General features: G+C 50.6%; 17 protein-coding genes. 8 read left to right on the forward strand and 9 right to left on the reverse strand.

Going from position 1 to position 14,244, the window contains the following annotated elements:
- The first annotated feature begins 69 nt into the window (after positions 1-69).
- Together cysZ and ACOMHB_RS09135 are read left to right on the forward strand one after the other, a co-directional pair.
- Positions 70-798, forward strand: a complete 729-nt coding sequence (cysZ, locus tag ACOMHB_RS09130; protein ID WP_422132987.1) for a sulfate transporter CysZ — start codon at positions 70-72, stop codon at positions 796-798.
- 81 nt (positions 799-879) lie between these two features.
- Entirely contained in the window at positions 880-1,221 is a 342-nt protein-coding gene (locus ACOMHB_RS09135; RefSeq protein ID WP_448216371.1) for a histidine triad nucleotide-binding protein, read from the forward strand.
- 17 nt (positions 1,222-1,238) lie between these two features.
- On the opposite strand, the gene ACOMHB_RS09140 is transcribed toward ACOMHB_RS09135, so the two are convergent.
- Positions 1,239-1,649 carry an OsmC family protein gene (locus ACOMHB_RS09140; RefSeq protein WP_448216372.1) on the reverse strand — a complete coding sequence of 137 codons (411 nt, stop codon included), beginning with the start codon at positions 1,647-1,649 and terminating at the stop codon, positions 1,239-1,241.
- Positions 1,650-2,055: 406 nt separating this feature from the next.
- On the opposite strand from ACOMHB_RS09140, the gene ACOMHB_RS09145 reads away from it, so the two are divergent.
- Entirely contained in the window at positions 2,056-2,535 is a 480-nt protein-coding gene (locus ACOMHB_RS09145; RefSeq protein WP_448216373.1) for a superoxide dismutase family protein, read from the forward strand.
- A 345-nt stretch (positions 2,536-2,880) separates the two neighbouring features.
- Here ACOMHB_RS09145 and trpC read toward each other — a convergent pair whose 3' ends face one another.
- From trpC to ACOMHB_RS09185, 8 genes are all read right to left on the reverse strand, one after another.
- Positions 2,881-3,684, reverse strand: a complete 804-nt coding sequence (trpC, locus tag ACOMHB_RS09150; RefSeq protein ID WP_448216374.1) for an indole-3-glycerol phosphate synthase TrpC — start codon at positions 3,682-3,684, stop codon at positions 2,881-2,883.
- A gap of 2 nt (positions 3,685-3,686) precedes the next feature.
- The gene (gene trpD, locus ACOMHB_RS09155; protein ID WP_448216375.1) at positions 3,687-4,724 is read right to left on the reverse strand and encodes an anthranilate phosphoribosyltransferase; all 1,038 of its coding nucleotides are present in this window, start codon (positions 4,722-4,724) and stop codon (positions 3,687-3,689) included.
- 88 nt (positions 4,725-4,812) lie between these two features.
- Positions 4,813-5,394 carry an aminodeoxychorismate/anthranilate synthase component II gene (locus ACOMHB_RS09160; RefSeq protein WP_422132993.1) on the reverse strand — a complete coding sequence of 194 codons (582 nt, stop codon included), beginning with the start codon at positions 5,392-5,394 and terminating at the stop codon, positions 4,813-4,815.
- Between the two features lies 1 nt (position 5,395).
- On the reverse strand, positions 5,396-6,922 hold the full coding sequence (gene trpE, locus ACOMHB_RS09165) for an anthranilate synthase component I (RefSeq protein WP_448216376.1): 1,527 nt from the start codon (positions 6,920-6,922) through the stop codon (positions 5,396-5,398).
- A 356-nt stretch (positions 6,923-7,278) separates the two neighbouring features.
- The gene (locus ACOMHB_RS09170; RefSeq protein WP_448216377.1) at positions 7,279-7,425 is read right to left on the reverse strand and encodes an HAD hydrolase-like protein; all 147 of its coding nucleotides are present in this window, start codon (positions 7,423-7,425) and stop codon (positions 7,279-7,281) included.
- The gene (locus ACOMHB_RS09175; RefSeq protein WP_448216378.1) at positions 7,422-7,958 is read right to left on the reverse strand and encodes an HAD hydrolase-like protein; all 537 of its coding nucleotides are present in this window, start codon (positions 7,956-7,958) and stop codon (positions 7,422-7,424) included. Before ACOMHB_RS09175 ends, ACOMHB_RS09170 begins: the two co-directional genes overlap by 4 nt.
- A gap of 91 nt (positions 7,959-8,049) precedes the next feature.
- Positions 8,050-8,727 carry a ribulose-phosphate 3-epimerase gene (gene rpe / locus ACOMHB_RS09180; protein WP_448216379.1) on the reverse strand — a complete coding sequence of 226 codons (678 nt, stop codon included), beginning with the start codon at positions 8,725-8,727 and terminating at the stop codon, positions 8,050-8,052.
- Positions 8,728-8,972: 245 nt separating this feature from the next.
- On the reverse strand, positions 8,973-10,004 hold the full coding sequence (locus tag ACOMHB_RS09185; protein WP_448216380.1) for an NADP(H)-dependent aldo-keto reductase: 1,032 nt from the start codon (positions 10,002-10,004) through the stop codon (positions 8,973-8,975).
- A 302-nt stretch (positions 10,005-10,306) separates the two neighbouring features.
- Between ACOMHB_RS09185 and rplM the strand changes: the two genes are divergently transcribed.
- The 5 genes from rplM (at position 10,307) to ACOMHB_RS09210 (ending at position 14,202) form a co-directional block, all read left to right on the forward strand.
- Entirely contained in the window at positions 10,307-10,735 is a 429-nt protein-coding gene (gene rplM, locus ACOMHB_RS09190) for a 50S ribosomal protein L13 (protein WP_252176280.1), read from the forward strand.
- 12 nt (positions 10,736-10,747) lie between these two features.
- Positions 10,748-11,140, forward strand: a complete 393-nt coding sequence (gene rpsI / locus ACOMHB_RS09195; RefSeq protein WP_252176279.1) for a 30S ribosomal protein S9 — start codon at positions 10,748-10,750, stop codon at positions 11,138-11,140.
- A 481-nt stretch (positions 11,141-11,621) separates the two neighbouring features.
- Positions 11,622-12,215, forward strand: coding sequence for a ubiquinol-cytochrome c reductase iron-sulfur subunit (gene petA, locus ACOMHB_RS09200; protein ID WP_422132998.1), 594 nt, complete (start codon positions 11,622-11,624; stop codon positions 12,213-12,215).
- Positions 12,215-13,447 (forward strand): cytochrome b, encoded by a 1,233-nt coding sequence (locus tag ACOMHB_RS09205; protein ID WP_317142580.1) that lies wholly within the window; start codon positions 12,215-12,217, stop codon positions 13,445-13,447. The genes petA and ACOMHB_RS09205 overlap by 1 nt, the downstream gene beginning before the upstream one ends.
- The gene (locus ACOMHB_RS09210) at positions 13,447-14,202 is read left to right on the forward strand and encodes a cytochrome c1 (protein ID WP_448216381.1); all 756 of its coding nucleotides are present in this window, start codon (positions 13,447-13,449) and stop codon (positions 14,200-14,202) included. The genes ACOMHB_RS09205 and ACOMHB_RS09210 overlap by 1 nt, the downstream gene beginning before the upstream one ends.
- Positions 14,203-14,244: the final 42 nt, after the last annotated feature.

Raw genomic sequence — 14,244 nt, forward strand, 5'->3', positions numbered from 1 at the left:
CCTTTGTTCGTCATCAACTTCACTGCCAATTGTCAGCAGTTGTGTAACATCAATAAAAGGAACTCTGCTATGCCATCGCCTGCACCGGGAAGTGGACCCGGTTATTTCCTCAAGGGTCTATCCTATCTTCCCGATCCGGCCATCCGCCTGTTTGTGTTGATTCCCCTGACCGTTAATATTCTGGTGTTTGGATTCCTGATCTATTTCGGTCTTCAGCAAATGAGCGTGCTGATGGAGCAGCTGCTTAACTGGTTGCCTGACTGGCTGTCTTTCCTTGAATTCCTGCTCTGGCCCCTGTTATTCCTGGCCATGCTGGGAGTGGTCTTTTTTACTTTTACCATCGTCGGGAATTTTATCGCGGCACCCTTCAATGGGCTTCTTGCCGAAAAAGTTCAGAACCTTCATGGCAAGTCAGACCTGCCGGAATACGAGTTGAAAGACTGGCTGACCCTGTTACCCAGAGCCGTAGGCCGGGAGGTCAGAAAACTCATCTACTACCTGCCCAAGGCTGTGGTTCTGTTAATTTTATCCTTTATTCCCGTGGTGAACCTCGTCACCCCTGTGCTCTGGTTTCTGTTCAACAGCTGGATGATGTCGATCCAATACTGTGACTATGCTGCGGACAACAGGGGGGTGTCGTTTAATGATATGCTGGAACGTCTGAAGCAGGATCGAAATTACGTCTGGGGTTTTGGTACAGCCGTCACTCTGGTTATGCTGATTCCTTTTGTCAACTTGCTGGTCATGCCAGCTGCTGTCGTAGGATCGACGCTGCTTTGGGAAGACAGGATTGAGTAGTGCAACAGGAGCCTTTCGGGCTAAGGAATCTGATGATAGGCTTAATTCAGTTTTTCGACTCAAAGGCCCGGAGGTCAATTAATGAGCTGTCTTTTCTGCAAGATAGTCGAAGGGGAGATCCCCGTCGACAAGGTCTACGAAGACGACGATGTTCTTGCGTTCAGGGATATCAATCCCCAGGGCCCCGTTCATGTTCAGGTCATTCCCAGGAAGCATATCGCAACACTTAACGATGCCACTCCGGAAGATCAGGCAGTTTTGGGGAATATGGCGCTGGTGGCCAGCCAGATCGCTAAAGATGAAGGTTTTGCCGAAGACGGCTACAGAACGGTGATGAACTGTAATAGTCATGGCTGTCAGTCGGTTTACCACATTCATCTCCACCTGATTGGTGGTCGTCAGATGAGCTGGCCTCCGGGCTGACGAGCCATGCCTGTGACTCAGGCTTCAATAATCTCAAAGCTGTGGGTGATTTCTACATCACCCTTACCCAGCATCTTGGCAACCGAGCAATACTTATCTGCAGACAGTTCTATTGCACGCTCAACATGGGATTCTTTTACTGCAGTGCCTTTAACGACAAAGTTGAGGTGAATTTTGGTAAACACAGCAGGTACTGCATCGGCACGTTCAGCCTGAATATCGACGTGGCAGTCAACGACCTTCTGGCGAGCTTTTTTCAGAATACCGATCACATCAACAGATGAGCAGCCACCCAGGCCCATCAGGATCAGTTCCATTGGGCTGGGTGCGGATTTAACCGCTCTATCTGCGTCCATGACAACGGAGTTATTACTGTCAGTCAGTCCCAGAAAACGTTCCTGATCCACCCATTTGACTTGTGCTTTCATTACAGCGTCTTTCCTTTCTTGAAGAGGGCTCTCAGTCTCAAACCCACAAGCTGTGAAGGTCGGGAGCTTGGGATGGAGGCTTCATAAGAGCAGCCAGAAAAATATCCCCATCGTCTTTTATCCAAATCCAATGGGTATCAAGCCGCTATCTTACCTCAGCAGCAGGATGTCAGGCTAACCATCCTGTTAATGTACGCTCTGTGAGCAGGAGCCATAACGGCTCTGGCTGATAAGAAACGTGATGCTGGTGAGTCGGAAGCAACATAATAACGGTCGGGAATGTCAATGAGTTTTTTTGGAATAAAACCATAAAAAGCCTGTTTTTTAAGGCACTGTATTAAGTAAACCCGAATAAGCATGGCTATATTGCTGTTTTACAATCCCATTTCTCCTGGAGTTGGCAATCATGTTCAATAAAGTCAGTGCGCTATCGGGTGTAGTAGTCGTGGCAGCTACGCTTTCTGCCTGTACCTCCAATGAAAGCTATACGGTCATGGTGAATCAGGTTTCTCCTTCCGGTGTAGGAGCAGAACTGGGAACAGTGACTGTTTCTGAAGCCTCCGGAGGAGGGGTGCAGTTGACACCCAATCTTTATGACCTGCCGCCCGGAGAGCATGGTTTCCGTGTTCATGAAAACCCCAGCTGCGAACCGGGCTCCAAAAATGACGTGATGCAGGCGGCCCTGGCAGCCGGAGGTGCTCTTGATGATCTGCCCATGCTTGATGTAGACGACAAGGGCTTCGCCACAGTTCCGGTGGTTGCCAAGAATTTGAAACTGACTGATCTGAAAGAGCGCTCGCTGGTTATCCACTCCGGCACTGCTGTCATTGGCAATAACACGCCAGAAGGCGCCGATTCAAGGATTGCCTGCGGGGTCATCAAGTAGTTATCCGTTGGGCATTGAGAGCTTCTGCTTGAGCAGACGAAACCCGGGCCAGGAGCCTGTCGGACTTAAGCGTCCGTAGCGAGGATTGCAAGAAATTGAGGATAAAAATTTCTGTTTCTGAGGGGAATAGCGAGCTATTTGACGAAGAAACAAGGATTTTTAGACCAATTTATCGCAACCGCACGACTGCATGGATGCAGGAGCTAGAGCAACGCAGGAGCAGTTGCCGTGTAGGACAGTCTTAAGTCCGACAGGCTCTTGGGGGCTGGAGGCAGTATTGCGACAGCCTCTGATGCCTGGGTAGAAAACAGTTTGATCTTGGCTGCTGGTCCTCAATCTAAGGCGTTAAAGGTATTGACTAAACAGTTTTTTCAACCCGTCACCCGGATCTTCCTGACGCATAAATGCTTCACCGACCAGGAAGCTGTTTACACCCTTCGAAAACATACTATCCACGTCTTCTGTTGTATGGATGCCGCTTTCTGTAATCACTTTTCTGCCTTCCGGAATCTCAGTAAGCAGAGAGAACGTATTGTCCAATGTGACTTCAAAAGTATGCAGGTTTCGGTTATTGATGCCCAGCAATGTACCTTCCAGAGGTAAAGCACGTTCCAGCTCATCGGCACCATGGACCTCTACCAGAACATCCATCCCCAGGTCCAGGGCAGTACTGCTGAACTCCTGAAGTTCACCGTCTGTGAGACAGGCAGCGATCAGCAGGATGCAGTCTGCACCAATCATGCGGGATTCATAAATCTGCCATGGATCGATCATAAAGTCTTTGCGCAAAACTGGCAGGGCACAGGCTGAGCGGGCTTCCTGAAGGTAGCTTTCAGCACCCTGGAAAAAGTCCCTGTCAGTCAATACGGACAGGCAGCTGGCGCCCGCTTTTTCATAGCTCCGGGCAATGCTGGCCGGATCAAAATTTTCGCGAATCACCCCCTTGCTGGGAGACGCTTTTTTGATTTCGGCAATGATCGATGCCTGCCGGGCTTCTGTCCGGGCTTCCAGGCTTTTGGCAAAGCCACGGGACTCTTCAGTGTGACGGGCTCTGGTAATAACCTCCTGCATGGACAGTGTTGCCTGACGCTCTGCGACTTCTTCACGTTTTCTCTCAACAATTGTGTTGAGGATGGTTGGCATAGACATTGTTACCCCTCCGCAATCACTTGTGTGAAGCTGGCCAGCTCACGCATTTTTTCCAGGCCCAGCCCGCTGGCAATAGCATCCTGTGCCATGGCTATCCCTTCCTGCAGACTGGTGGCGACACCGGAAACATAAATGGCCGCACCAGCGTTCAGCGCGATCATGTCTGCCGCTTTGCTGGCGTATTCGCCTTCCCGTTTACCCAGGGCGTCCCTGATTAGCGCCAGTGAGTCCCCGGAACCTTCTACACTCAACCCGATCAGGCTCCGGGATTCAATGCCAAAGTTCTCTGGCTTGATCACGTATTCATGAATTTCGCCATCTTTCAGCTCAGCTATAAAAGTTTCGCTGGCGATACTGATTTCGTCCAGACCATCCATAGAGTGTACGACCATGATGTGCTTGTTGCCCAGCTCGCGCAGAACCTCGGCCATAGGGCGGCAGAGTTCACGGGTAAACACACCGATGACAAGGTTTTTTACACTGGCGGGGTTGGACATAGGTCCCAGGATGTTGAAGAAGGTTCTTATGCCAAGCTCTCTGCGGACACCGACAACGTTTTTCATGGCGGAGTGGTGAGCCGGAGCAAACATGAAGCCTACGCCCACATGTTCAATACAGCGTGCTACCTGTTCAGGACTGATGTCCAACTGAATGCCTGCTCTTTCCAGCAGGTCAGCACTGCCGCTGGAACTGGATACTCCCCGGTTGCCGTGCTTGGCAACAGAGGCACCGGCGGCGGCGGCGACAAACGAGGAAGCTGTTGATACATTGAACAGGTGTGCACCATCTCCACCGGTGCCGACAATATCCACCAGGTGGTCAGCGTTAACTTCAACCGCAGTAACCATTTCTCTGAGTACCTGGGTAGCCCCGGTAATTTCTTCAATGCTTTCGCTTTTCATGCGCATGGCGGTCAGGAATGAGCCGATCTGGGTATTGGTGCACTGGCCTGTCATGATGTCGCGCATGATGCTCATCATCTCGTCACGGCTCAGGTCAAGATGGCTGACAGCGCGGGAAATGCCCTCTTTAATATTCATGTAATCTGGCTCCAGTCGGTGTTCTCAATCGTTCGTCTGAATGTCTGTTGTCTATGGCCTGGCTTCTGTCACCAAAGGCTTTATTGCTTCAGGATTGCTTCAGAAAATTTTCCAGCATGTCGTGGCCTCGTTCGGTCATGATGGATTCCGGATGGAACTGGACACCTTCCAGGGGTAGAGTCTTGTGGCGAATCCCCATGATCTCATCCATGCTGCCATCTTCGTGCTGGGTCCAGGCGGTAATTTCAAAACAGTCTGGCAAGCTCTCTTTTTCAACAACCAGTGAGTGGTAGCGGGTCGTTGTGACCGGGTTGGGAAGGCCTGTGAACACCCCCAGCCCCTTATGATAAACAGGTGAGACCTTTCCATGCATGACTTGCCGGGCCCGGACTACTTTGCCACCAAAGACCTGGCCTATGCTCTGGTGTCCCAGACAGACACCAAGAATAGGCTTTTTGCCACTGAAGTGAGCAATAGCTTTCATGGAGATACCGGCCTCATTGGGTGTGCAGGGGCCGGGTGAAATAATTATACGTTCCGGGTTGAGGGTTTGGATCTGTTCCAGAGTTATGTGGTCGTTACGATGCACTGCCACTTCCTGACCCAGTTCGCCAAAGTACTGAACCAGATTCCAGGTGAACGAATCGTAGTTGTCGATCATTAAAAGCATCTTAGTTTCGCTCCCCTGTCTGCTTCTGGCTGCTGGAAGCAGCAGACAAACCTGTCTGAGCCATGGCAACGGCTTTGAAAAGGGCTCGCCCCTTATTCATGGTTTCTTTCCATTCCATTTCGGGAACTGAGTCGGCGACAATGCCCGCACCAGCCTGAACGTGGAGTTTGCGGTCTTTGATCACGGCAGTGCGAATGGCAATGGCAGTATCCATGTTGCCGTTCCATGCCAGATAACCCACTGCTCCGCCGTAAACCCCGCGCTTGACAGGTTCCAGTTCATCAATAATTTCCATGGCTCGTACTTTCGGTGCGCCACTGAGTGTACCTGCTGGTAGTGTCGCTTTGAGCACGTCCATGGCATCCATACCGTCTTTTAAACGACAGGTGACATTCGATACGATATGCATAACGTGAGAGTAACGTTCAATGATCATCTTGTCGGTCAGGCTGACACTGCCTGTTTTAGCTACACGCCCAACGTCGTTTCTTCCCAGGTCGATGAGCATCAGGTGTTCTGCCAGTTCTTTGGGGTCATTCAGCAGTTCTTGTTCCAGTGCCTTATCCCGCTCTTCGGTGGCACCGCGTTTGCGAGTACCGGCAATAGGTCTGACGGTGACTTCACCGTCTTCAAGACGGGCAAGAATCTCAGGTGATGAGCCTACGACATGAAAATCACCCAGATCCATGTAATACATATAGGGGGATGGGTTAGTACTGCGCAGAGCCCGGTAAAGGTTAAGGGGTGAGCTGTCAAAAGGAATGGTCATGCGCTGGGATGGAACCACCTGCATAGCGTCTCCAGCCAGAATGTATTCTTTGATGGTTTCTACTGCAGCTTCAAAGGCATCCTGACCGAAACCGGATTTGAAATCATTTTCCCGGGCAGGGTTCAGTGAAGCCTGTGCCGGTGGCAGTACATTGGTCGTTTGCAGTCTCCGCACCAGGTCGTCCAGTCGAAACTCTGCTTTTTCCAGGGCAGCAGATTCTGCCGGGTCAGCATGGGTCACCAGAATCAACTTGCCACTGAGGTTGTCAAATACCACCAGTTCGTGAGAAACCATCAACATGATGTCCGGGTTGTTTAGCTCATCTTTTGGTGCTGTTCGTTTCAGTCGTTCTTCAATATAACGGATCGTGTCGTAAGCAAAGTAGCCTACCAGTCCGCCGCTAAAGCGAGGCAGGTCAGGCAGCTCGGCCACTTTGTAGCCCTGTTGAAACTGCTTAATAAAGGTCAGAGGATCTTCCGGGTTATGCTCTTCAACAATCTGGCCATCGGTTTCCAGTGTGACCTTGCAGTCGGGGTTGTAGCCTGACACCCGGAGTATGGTTCTGCACGGTAGTCCAATCATTGAGTAGCGTCCCCACTTTTCTCCGCCTTCCACGGACTCAAGCAGGTATGAGTAGCGACCATTGGCCAGCTTCAGGTAAGTGGTCAAGGGTGTGTCCAGATCCGCCAGGATTTCCCGGGTTACAGGAATACGGTTATATCCTTCGCGGGCCAGACGAGAAAAAGCTTCAGGCGTCATACTGGCCTCTTTATTATCAGGCTGTTTAAAAAGTACTAAAAACGCAGGGTTTTGGCTGAGTTGGGGCTTTTTAATCAGGCGCAGGGCCAGCCAAGCCATCGCCGGGAGGAAAGCTTTGAGGTAGGGGTGGAAGGTCTCACTGACCGTTCAGTGTCTCTTGTATTGATGTATGTCTCTGAATGACTTGCTATCACTGCTGGCTCCGCAATTATTCTGGGCGCAGTCGTATGAGTAAGAGTTGAAGACTATATGACTGCAAGGGTTAATGCAAACACTGGGACTACTGAATTGTGTAGTTTATTGCCTCTCCCCTGAGTCTTTGCAGTTTGGCAGTCTGTCAGGCTCAGGGTCAGATTTCATAGCAAATCCGTCAGACTATCGATAACAAGGTCGGGGTGTGCAGACTCAATCGGCTCTCCATGGTTATAGCCGTAGCGAAGGCCCACCACATTTACATCTGCAGCTCTGGCCGCTTTTACGTCACTGCTGGAGTCCCCGATCATGAGGCTGTTCTGCAACCAAAGTGCTTCATGGTGTGCTGAAGGGGCAGCGGGTGGGGCTTTTGCTCGTTCAGGCTGTCACCACCTATGCTGAGTTCAAAGAAGTGGTCAATGCCCATATGCTTTAACAGTGAGTCGGTGAAGATTTCGGATTTGTTGGTTACTACAGCCTGTTTGACGCCCGCCTTGTGGATCTGGCTGAGGAAGGTGAATACGCCGGGGTAAAGAGCGCTGTGCTGGCCAACTTCAATGGCGTAGTGGTGTTTGAACCGTTCCATAGCTTTGGTAAAGGTGCCTTCTTCAACAACACCGGGTTGGTCACCCATCATGTCATCAGCCAGAGCCCTTTTGACCAGTGATGGAATACCATTGCCTACCCAGAGCCTGGCTTTTTCATCACCAGCTTCAGGCCGGTTGAGTTCTGTCAGCATTTTATCCAGGGCTATAGCCAGATCGGGAACACTATCAACCAGTGTGCCATCGAGATCGTACATGATTAATCGAACGGGACTGCTCAACAATTCAAACAACTTCATTGTTTTCAAATACCCAGAGGGAGGGAGTAATAGAGGCTGAGGTTTTAGAGGGGATAGAGTCAGCAGGCGACTCTACTCCCTGAGATCAGCTTCAGAGGGATTCTGCCATGGAAAGCTCTGTCCGCATTTGGCTGATAACATCATGATAGTCCTCAGCATTGAAGATGGCTGAGCCGGCAACAAAAGCATCTGCTCCGGCTTCAGCGATCTGGCGAATGTTCTGTACACCGACGCCGCCGTCTACCTCCAGACGAATGTCCAGTCCACTGTCGTCAATCATTTTGCGAGCATGGCGCAGTTTGCGCAGAGTCGAAGGAATGAATTTCTGGCCACCAAAGCCCGGGTTTACGGACATAAGCAGAATCATATCCAGTTTGTCGATCACATATTCAATCACGTCGGGAGAGGTTGCCGGATTTAATACCAGACCGGCTTTACAGCCACCTTCACGAATCATCTGCAGGCTGCGATCAATATGATCAGAGGCTTCAGGGTGGAAGGTGATCATACTGGCCCCGGCTTCAATAAAATCTCCAATTATGCGGTCTACCGGGTTGACCATCAGGTGGACATCGATGGGAGCAGTAACGCCATGCTTTCGCAGGGCCTTGCAAACCATGGGGCCAATGGTCAGGTTGGGTACGTAGTGGTTATCCATGACATCAAAGTGTACCCAGTCAGCTCCGGCAGCAATGACGTTGTCCACCTCTTCTCCAAGGCGGGCAAAGTCAGCCGAAAGTATGCTGGGGGCGATAATAAAGTCACGCATGTTTTGGTTTCCGGTGAGTTCCGATCAGAAATGTGGGGGATTTTAGACTTTTGCCCAGCCGATGTCAGTTCTTAACAAAAAAGTATTTACCTTCAAGTAGGTGGACTGACTAGATTGAGTCGTGCTTTCAGAAAGTGCCTGAAGCTTTGCGGTGTTTTGACCTTTTGCTCACTGGAAGAGGCTCGTTGTTTCAGGGGTGTTGGGTGTCATTGAGGCTGACACCCGATGAACAAGGGTGTAATAAATCAGGGGGCAGGGTTCGGCTGCAGGGTGTGAATGCTTTCAATCTCTTCCAGCAGGGGTTCTGACAGCTGCAATTCACTGGAAGCGAGGTTGCTCTCCAGTTGCTCCAGGTTGGTAGCTCCAATGATGTTGCTGGTCAGGAAAGGGCGGGATGTGACAAATGCCAGTGCCATCTGAGCAGGGTCCAGACCTGAATCTTTTGCCAGCTGTACATAGGCCTTGATGGCCCTGCGAGATTGGGGTGAGTCATAGCGCTGGTAGTGAGGGAATAACGTTAATCGAGCGTTTTCAGGTCGCGCACCGCCAATGTATTTGCCCGAAAGAGCGCCAAACCCCAATGGTGAGTATGCCAGAAGACCGACCTGCTCACGGTGGGCTATTTCAGCAAGACCTACCTCGAAAGAACGGTTCAGCAAATTATAGGGGTTTTGAATACTGACGGCTCTTGGCAGGTGCTTTTCGCTGCTGATACGGAGGTGCTCCATGACGCCCCAGGGGGTTTCGTTGGAGAGGCCGTAGTGTTTGATCTTGCCGACCTTAACCAGTTCATCCAGGGCTGAAAGTGTTTCTTCTACCGGCGTCCCGTCAAAGCCGTGCTGGTGAGCGTAACCGAGCTTTCCGAAGAAGTTGGTGTTACGATCAGGCCAGTGCAGCTGATAAAGGTCAATAGCTTCAACGCCCAGTCGTTTCAGGCTGCCGTCAATGGCTTTATGGATATGATTCGGTGTCATCATTCGGCCACCATCTATATATGTCAGGCCGGGACCGCAGACTTTGGTGGCAATGACCAGATCATTGCTTTTACCGCGCTGCTTTATCCAGTTGCCAATGATAGATTCTGTAAGGGAATAAGTTTCTTCCCTGGCCGGTACCGGATACATTTCTGCAGTGTCAATGAAATTGACACCATAGTCCACAGCTCGATCCAGCTGAGCAAATGCTTCCTGTTCGGTATTTTGCTTGCCCCAGGTCATAGTGCCGAGACAAAGGACACTGACATTAATATCGGTGCGCCCCAGTTTTCTGTATTCCATTGAAATCAAGCTCCAAAGGTTTCAGCCTGATGGCAGAATAACTCCGGATTTACAATGTTCACAAGGGTATTTGCAGATTATTTGTATCAGCGGATACGTAGGAATCCTCTAATGTGTCGGAAGGGGGTTTCATTCCTGTGAACAGACGATATAATACCGCTCCCGTTTCCCAATTGAGCGCCCATGTTTGAACAGGTCGTTGCCGAAGCTATTAGCCTTGCTTCGATCCCTGATCAGTTCCCTGAGAAGGGCGGCCAAGTAAGAACAGGTATTGCGAGAGCAATACTACTGAGGCGAATTTAATGAAAACTTTTAGTGCAAAGCCAGAAACCGTAAAACGTGACTGGTTCGTGGTCGACGCTGAAGGCAAGACCCTGGGGCGACTGGCTACCGAAATTGCAACCCGTCTGCGCGGCAAGCATAAGCCAGAATACACTCCTCACGTTGACACTGGCGATTACATCGTTGTTGTTAATGCCGAGAAGGTCCATGTTACTGGTCGTAAAGCGTCTGACAAAATGTATTACCGTCACACTGGCTTCCCTGGTGGCCTGCGTTCAGCCAGTTTTGAAAAGCTGATTGCGCACAAGCCAGAAATGGTCATTGAAAAAGCTGTTAAAGGTATGCTGCCAAAAGGCCCTCTGGGTCGCGACATGTACCGTAAGCTGAAAGTTTACGCCGGTACTGAGCATCCGCATGCTGCTCAACAGCCACAGAAACTGGACATTTAATCGGGGGTAGCCATGTCAGTGACTCAATACTACGGTACCGGACGTCGTAAGTCTTCTACCGCTCGCGTTTTCCTGAAATCTGGTTCTGGCAGTATTTCTGTCAATGGCCGTAGCCTGGACGAATACTTCGGTCGTGAGACTGCTCGTATGGTTGTTCGCCAGCCTCTGGAACTGACCGAATTGCTGGAAAAATTCGACATTAAAATCACCGTTAACGGTGGTGGTGGTTCCGGTCAGGCCGGCGCTATCCGTCACGGTATCACTCGTGCGCTGATCCAGTACGATGAGAGCCTGCGTTCTCCTCTGCGTAAAGCTGGCTATGTGACTCGTGATGCACGTGAAGTTGAACGTAAGAAAGTGGGTCTGCGCAAAGCGCGTAAGCGTCCACAGTTCTCCAAGCGTTGATGTCGCTGGCGCCTGTTTTCAGGCGCTGCAGAAAACGCCCGCTTTATGCGGGCGTTTTTTTTGGCTGAAAAAAAGAAAACGGTACGATCGCTGGTGTTTTGTATCCTTAGCGAAGGTTGTTTGTATAAAAAACAAACTTAATCAGTGTTGGATGTTTAACAAATATGATCTGGGCTGGATGTAATAGAATGTGCCCTTGGGCAATGGGGGGTGCTGGAGTTCCTGTGGCGTAAGGGTTTGATTCAGAGGTTAAGGAAAACTTCATGTAAGGCTTTTGTATAGAAACTAAAACCAGTATCATTACGCTCTGCTGCTTAGGTGGGACAAATAATCAGACAAGGCTTTGACAGGGGGTGAGAGAAAGGTCATCTAAAGATTTTTCTCTTAGTAAGAGACGTAACTCTTGTACTCCCTGCTAATATCCCACCCGTGAATTAAAAGAAGTTTTTGGGCATTTGCCTGGATGGGGAGAGTAGGTTAAATGAGTGACAACGGCGTAAATAACAGCCGGCGCCGCTTTCTCGTGGCTGCGACTTCGGTGGTGGGGGCTGCCGGGGCCGTTGGGGTCGCTACACCTTTTATCAAGTCATGGAATCCCAGTGCCAAAGCAAAGGCTGCTGGTGCTCCTGTGAAGGTGAACCTCAGCAAGTTGGAGCCGGGACAGCAGATTGTAGTTGAATGGCGCGGTAAGCCTGTGTTTGTGGTAAGACGAACCCAGGCCATGCTGGATAATATAAGGTCTCTGGATGACAAGTTGAGAGACCCCAGGTCCGAGAAATCAGAACAGCCAGCGTACGCAGCAAATGAGTACCGTTCCGTGAAGGATGAGTACCTGATTCTGGTCGGTCTTTGCACCCACCTCGGGTGTTCACCCAAATACATGCCTGAAGTCAAACCGATGGAATTTGACCCTGAATGGAAAGGTGGTTACCACTGCCCATGTCATGGTTCGAAGTTCGATCTGGCTGGTCGTGTATTCAAGGGAGTGCCTGCGCCCACCAATCTGGAAGTGCCTCCTTATACCTTTGAGAGCGACACAGTCATCATTGTCGGCCAAGATGAGGAGAATGCGTAATGGGCAACTTCATGGATTGGCTTAATGCCAGGCTACCTGTCACCCAGGTCTGGGAAGATCATCTCAGTAAATACTACGCACCAAAGAATTTTAACTTCTGGTATTTCTTCGGCTCTCTGGCGCTGCTGGTTCTGGTTAACCAGTTGCTGACCGGTATCTGGCTGACCATGAGTTACGTGCCCAGTGCAGAGCAGGCTTTTGCTTCCGTTGAATACATCATGCGTGATGTGGAATACGGCTGGCTGATTCGCTATATGCACTCTACCGGCGCATCTTTCTTCTTTATCGTTGTCTACCTCCACATGTTCCGTGGTCTGATCTACGGCTCTTACCGAGCTCCAAGGGAGCTGGTGTGGATCTTTGGTATGGCCATTTATCTGGCGCTGATGGCTGAAGCCTTTATGGGCTACCTGCTGCCATGGGGTCAGATGTCATACTGGGGTGCCCAGGTTATCATTTCCCTGTTCGGTGCTATCCCTGTTATTGGTCCAGACCTGCAGCAGTGGATCCGGGGTGACTTCCTGATCTCGGGTATTACTCTGAACCGTTTCTTTGCTCTGCACGTTGTGGCTCTGCCTATCGTTATTCTGGGTTTGGTGGTCTTGCATATCATTGCCCTGCACGAAGTGGGTTCCAACAACCCTGACGGTGTTGATATCAAGAAGCTGAAAGACAAGGACGGCGTACCTCTGGATGGTATTCCATTTCACCCATACTACACCGTGAAAGACCTGGTAGGGGTTGCAGTCTTCCTTTTTGTGTTCTGTAGTGTCATGTTCTTCTTCCCTGAAATGGGTGGCTTCTTCCTTGAGTACGCTAACTTTGAGCAGGCCGATGCACTGAAGACTCCGGCGCATATCGCACCGGTATGGTACTTCGGAGCCTTCTACTCCATCCTGCGTGCGATCACCTTTGACATAGGTCCGATCGACTCCAAGCTCGGTGGTGTCATCATGATGGGGGCAGCGATCGCTATTTTGTTTGTCCTGCCATGGCTGGATCGCAGCCGGGTCAGATCCTGGCGCTACAAGGGTATTATCAGCAAGGTTGGGATCTTCCTGTTTGCCATTGTCTTTGCGGTGCTGACCTGGTTAGGAACTCAGCCGGCGACAGTAACCTACACACTGATTGCACAGCTTTGCACCCTGTATTACTTCGCATTCTTCCTGTTGATGCCGTTTTATACACGATGGGAAAAAACCAAACCTGTACCGGAGAGGGTGACCGGATAATGAAAAAAACAATAATTACCCTGTTGTTTTCGCTGGTCCCAGTGCTTGGATTTGCGGCGGGTGGTTCAGGTTATCCTCTGGATCCGATTGAGACTGATCACTCTGATAAGGCATCGCTGCAGCGTGGTGCCATGTATTATCAGAACTTTTGTGCGGGCTGTCATGCGACTCAGTTCCAGCGCTACGAGCGTGTAGCCGACGATATCGGTATTCCACACGATCTGATGATGGAAAATCTGGTACCAAAGTCTGCCAAGATCGGTGATCTTATGAAGAACGGTATGCGCAAGGATGAAGCCAAGGTATGGTTTGGTGCTGCGCCACCGGATCTGACCATGGTGACCCGGGTACGTGGTGAAGACTGGGTCTACACCTACCTGCGTACTTTTTATGAAGATCCAAAGCGTCCGTGGGGTGTGAATAACAAGGTATTCCCTGACGTGGGTATGCCTCATGTGCTGATGGAGCTTCAAGGTGTTCAGATTGACAGCTGTCAGGGTGCTAGCCCGACTGAACGTGATCCTCTGACCGGTGAGAAGATTTGTGGTCTGGTTGTGGATCCTGAGCGCAAAGGCTCCATGACTCCGGCTGAATACGATCAGGCGATGTATGACTTGACCAACTTCCTGTCATACTCTGCTGAGCCTGTGAAGCAGAAGCGTCAGCAGCTGGGTATCTATGTCCTGCTGTTCCTGGTTCTGCTCTTCATCGTTGCTCTGCTGCTCAAGCGCGAATACTGGAAAGATATTCACTGATTGACAGTCTGTTAGCGTAAAAAAGCCCATGTCGGAATACCT

The sequence above is a fragment of the Endozoicomonas sp. 2B-B genome, assembly GCF_053470045.1.

What these genes read in the sequence shown, in the direction of transcription:
- cysZ (WP_422132987.1), top strand. Translation starts at nt 70, where the DNA reads ATGCCATCGCCTGCACCGGGAAGTGGACCCGGTTATTTCCTCAAGGGT.
- ACOMHB_RS09135 (WP_448216371.1), top strand. Translation starts at nt 880, where the DNA reads ATGAGCTGTCTTTTCTGCAAGATAGTCGAAGGGGAGATCCCCGTCGAC.
- ACOMHB_RS09140 (WP_448216372.1), bottom strand. Translation starts at nt 1,649, where the DNA reads ATGAAAGCACAAGTCAAATGGGTGGATCAGGAACGTTTTCTGGGACTG.
- ACOMHB_RS09145 (WP_448216373.1), top strand. Translation starts at nt 2,056, where the DNA reads ATGTTCAATAAAGTCAGTGCGCTATCGGGTGTAGTAGTCGTGGCAGCT.
- trpC (WP_448216374.1), bottom strand. Translation starts at nt 3,684, where the DNA reads ATGTCTATGCCAACCATCCTCAACACAATTGTTGAGAGAAAACGTGAA.
- trpD (WP_448216375.1), bottom strand. Translation starts at nt 4,724, where the DNA reads ATGAATATTAAAGAGGGCATTTCCCGCGCTGTCAGCCATCTTGACCTG.
- ACOMHB_RS09160 (WP_422132993.1), bottom strand. Translation starts at nt 5,394, where the DNA reads ATGCTTTTAATGATCGACAACTACGATTCGTTCACCTGGAATCTGGTT.
- trpE (WP_448216376.1), bottom strand. Translation starts at nt 6,922, where the DNA reads ATGACGCCTGAAGCTTTTTCTCGTCTGGCCCGCGAAGGATATAACCGT.
- ACOMHB_RS09170 (WP_448216377.1), bottom strand. Translation starts at nt 7,425, where the DNA reads ATGATCGGGGACTCCAGCAGTGACGTAAAAGCGGCCAGAGCTGCAGAT.
- ACOMHB_RS09175 (WP_448216378.1), bottom strand. Translation starts at nt 7,958, where the DNA reads ATGAAGTTGTTTGAATTGTTGAGCAGTCCCGTTCGATTAATCATGTAC.
- rpe (WP_448216379.1), bottom strand. Translation starts at nt 8,727, where the DNA reads ATGCGTGACTTTATTATCGCCCCCAGCATACTTTCGGCTGACTTTGCC.
- ACOMHB_RS09185 (WP_448216380.1), bottom strand. Translation starts at nt 10,004, where the DNA reads ATGGAATACAGAAAACTGGGGCGCACCGATATTAATGTCAGTGTCCTT.
- rplM (WP_252176280.1), top strand. Translation starts at nt 10,307, where the DNA reads ATGAAAACTTTTAGTGCAAAGCCAGAAACCGTAAAACGTGACTGGTTC.
- rpsI (WP_252176279.1), top strand. Translation starts at nt 10,748, where the DNA reads ATGTCAGTGACTCAATACTACGGTACCGGACGTCGTAAGTCTTCTACC.
- petA (WP_422132998.1), top strand. Translation starts at nt 11,622, where the DNA reads ATGAGTGACAACGGCGTAAATAACAGCCGGCGCCGCTTTCTCGTGGCT.
- ACOMHB_RS09205 (WP_317142580.1), top strand. Translation starts at nt 12,215, where the DNA reads ATGGGCAACTTCATGGATTGGCTTAATGCCAGGCTACCTGTCACCCAG.
- ACOMHB_RS09210 (WP_448216381.1), top strand. Translation starts at nt 13,447, where the DNA reads ATGAAAAAAACAATAATTACCCTGTTGTTTTCGCTGGTCCCAGTGCTT.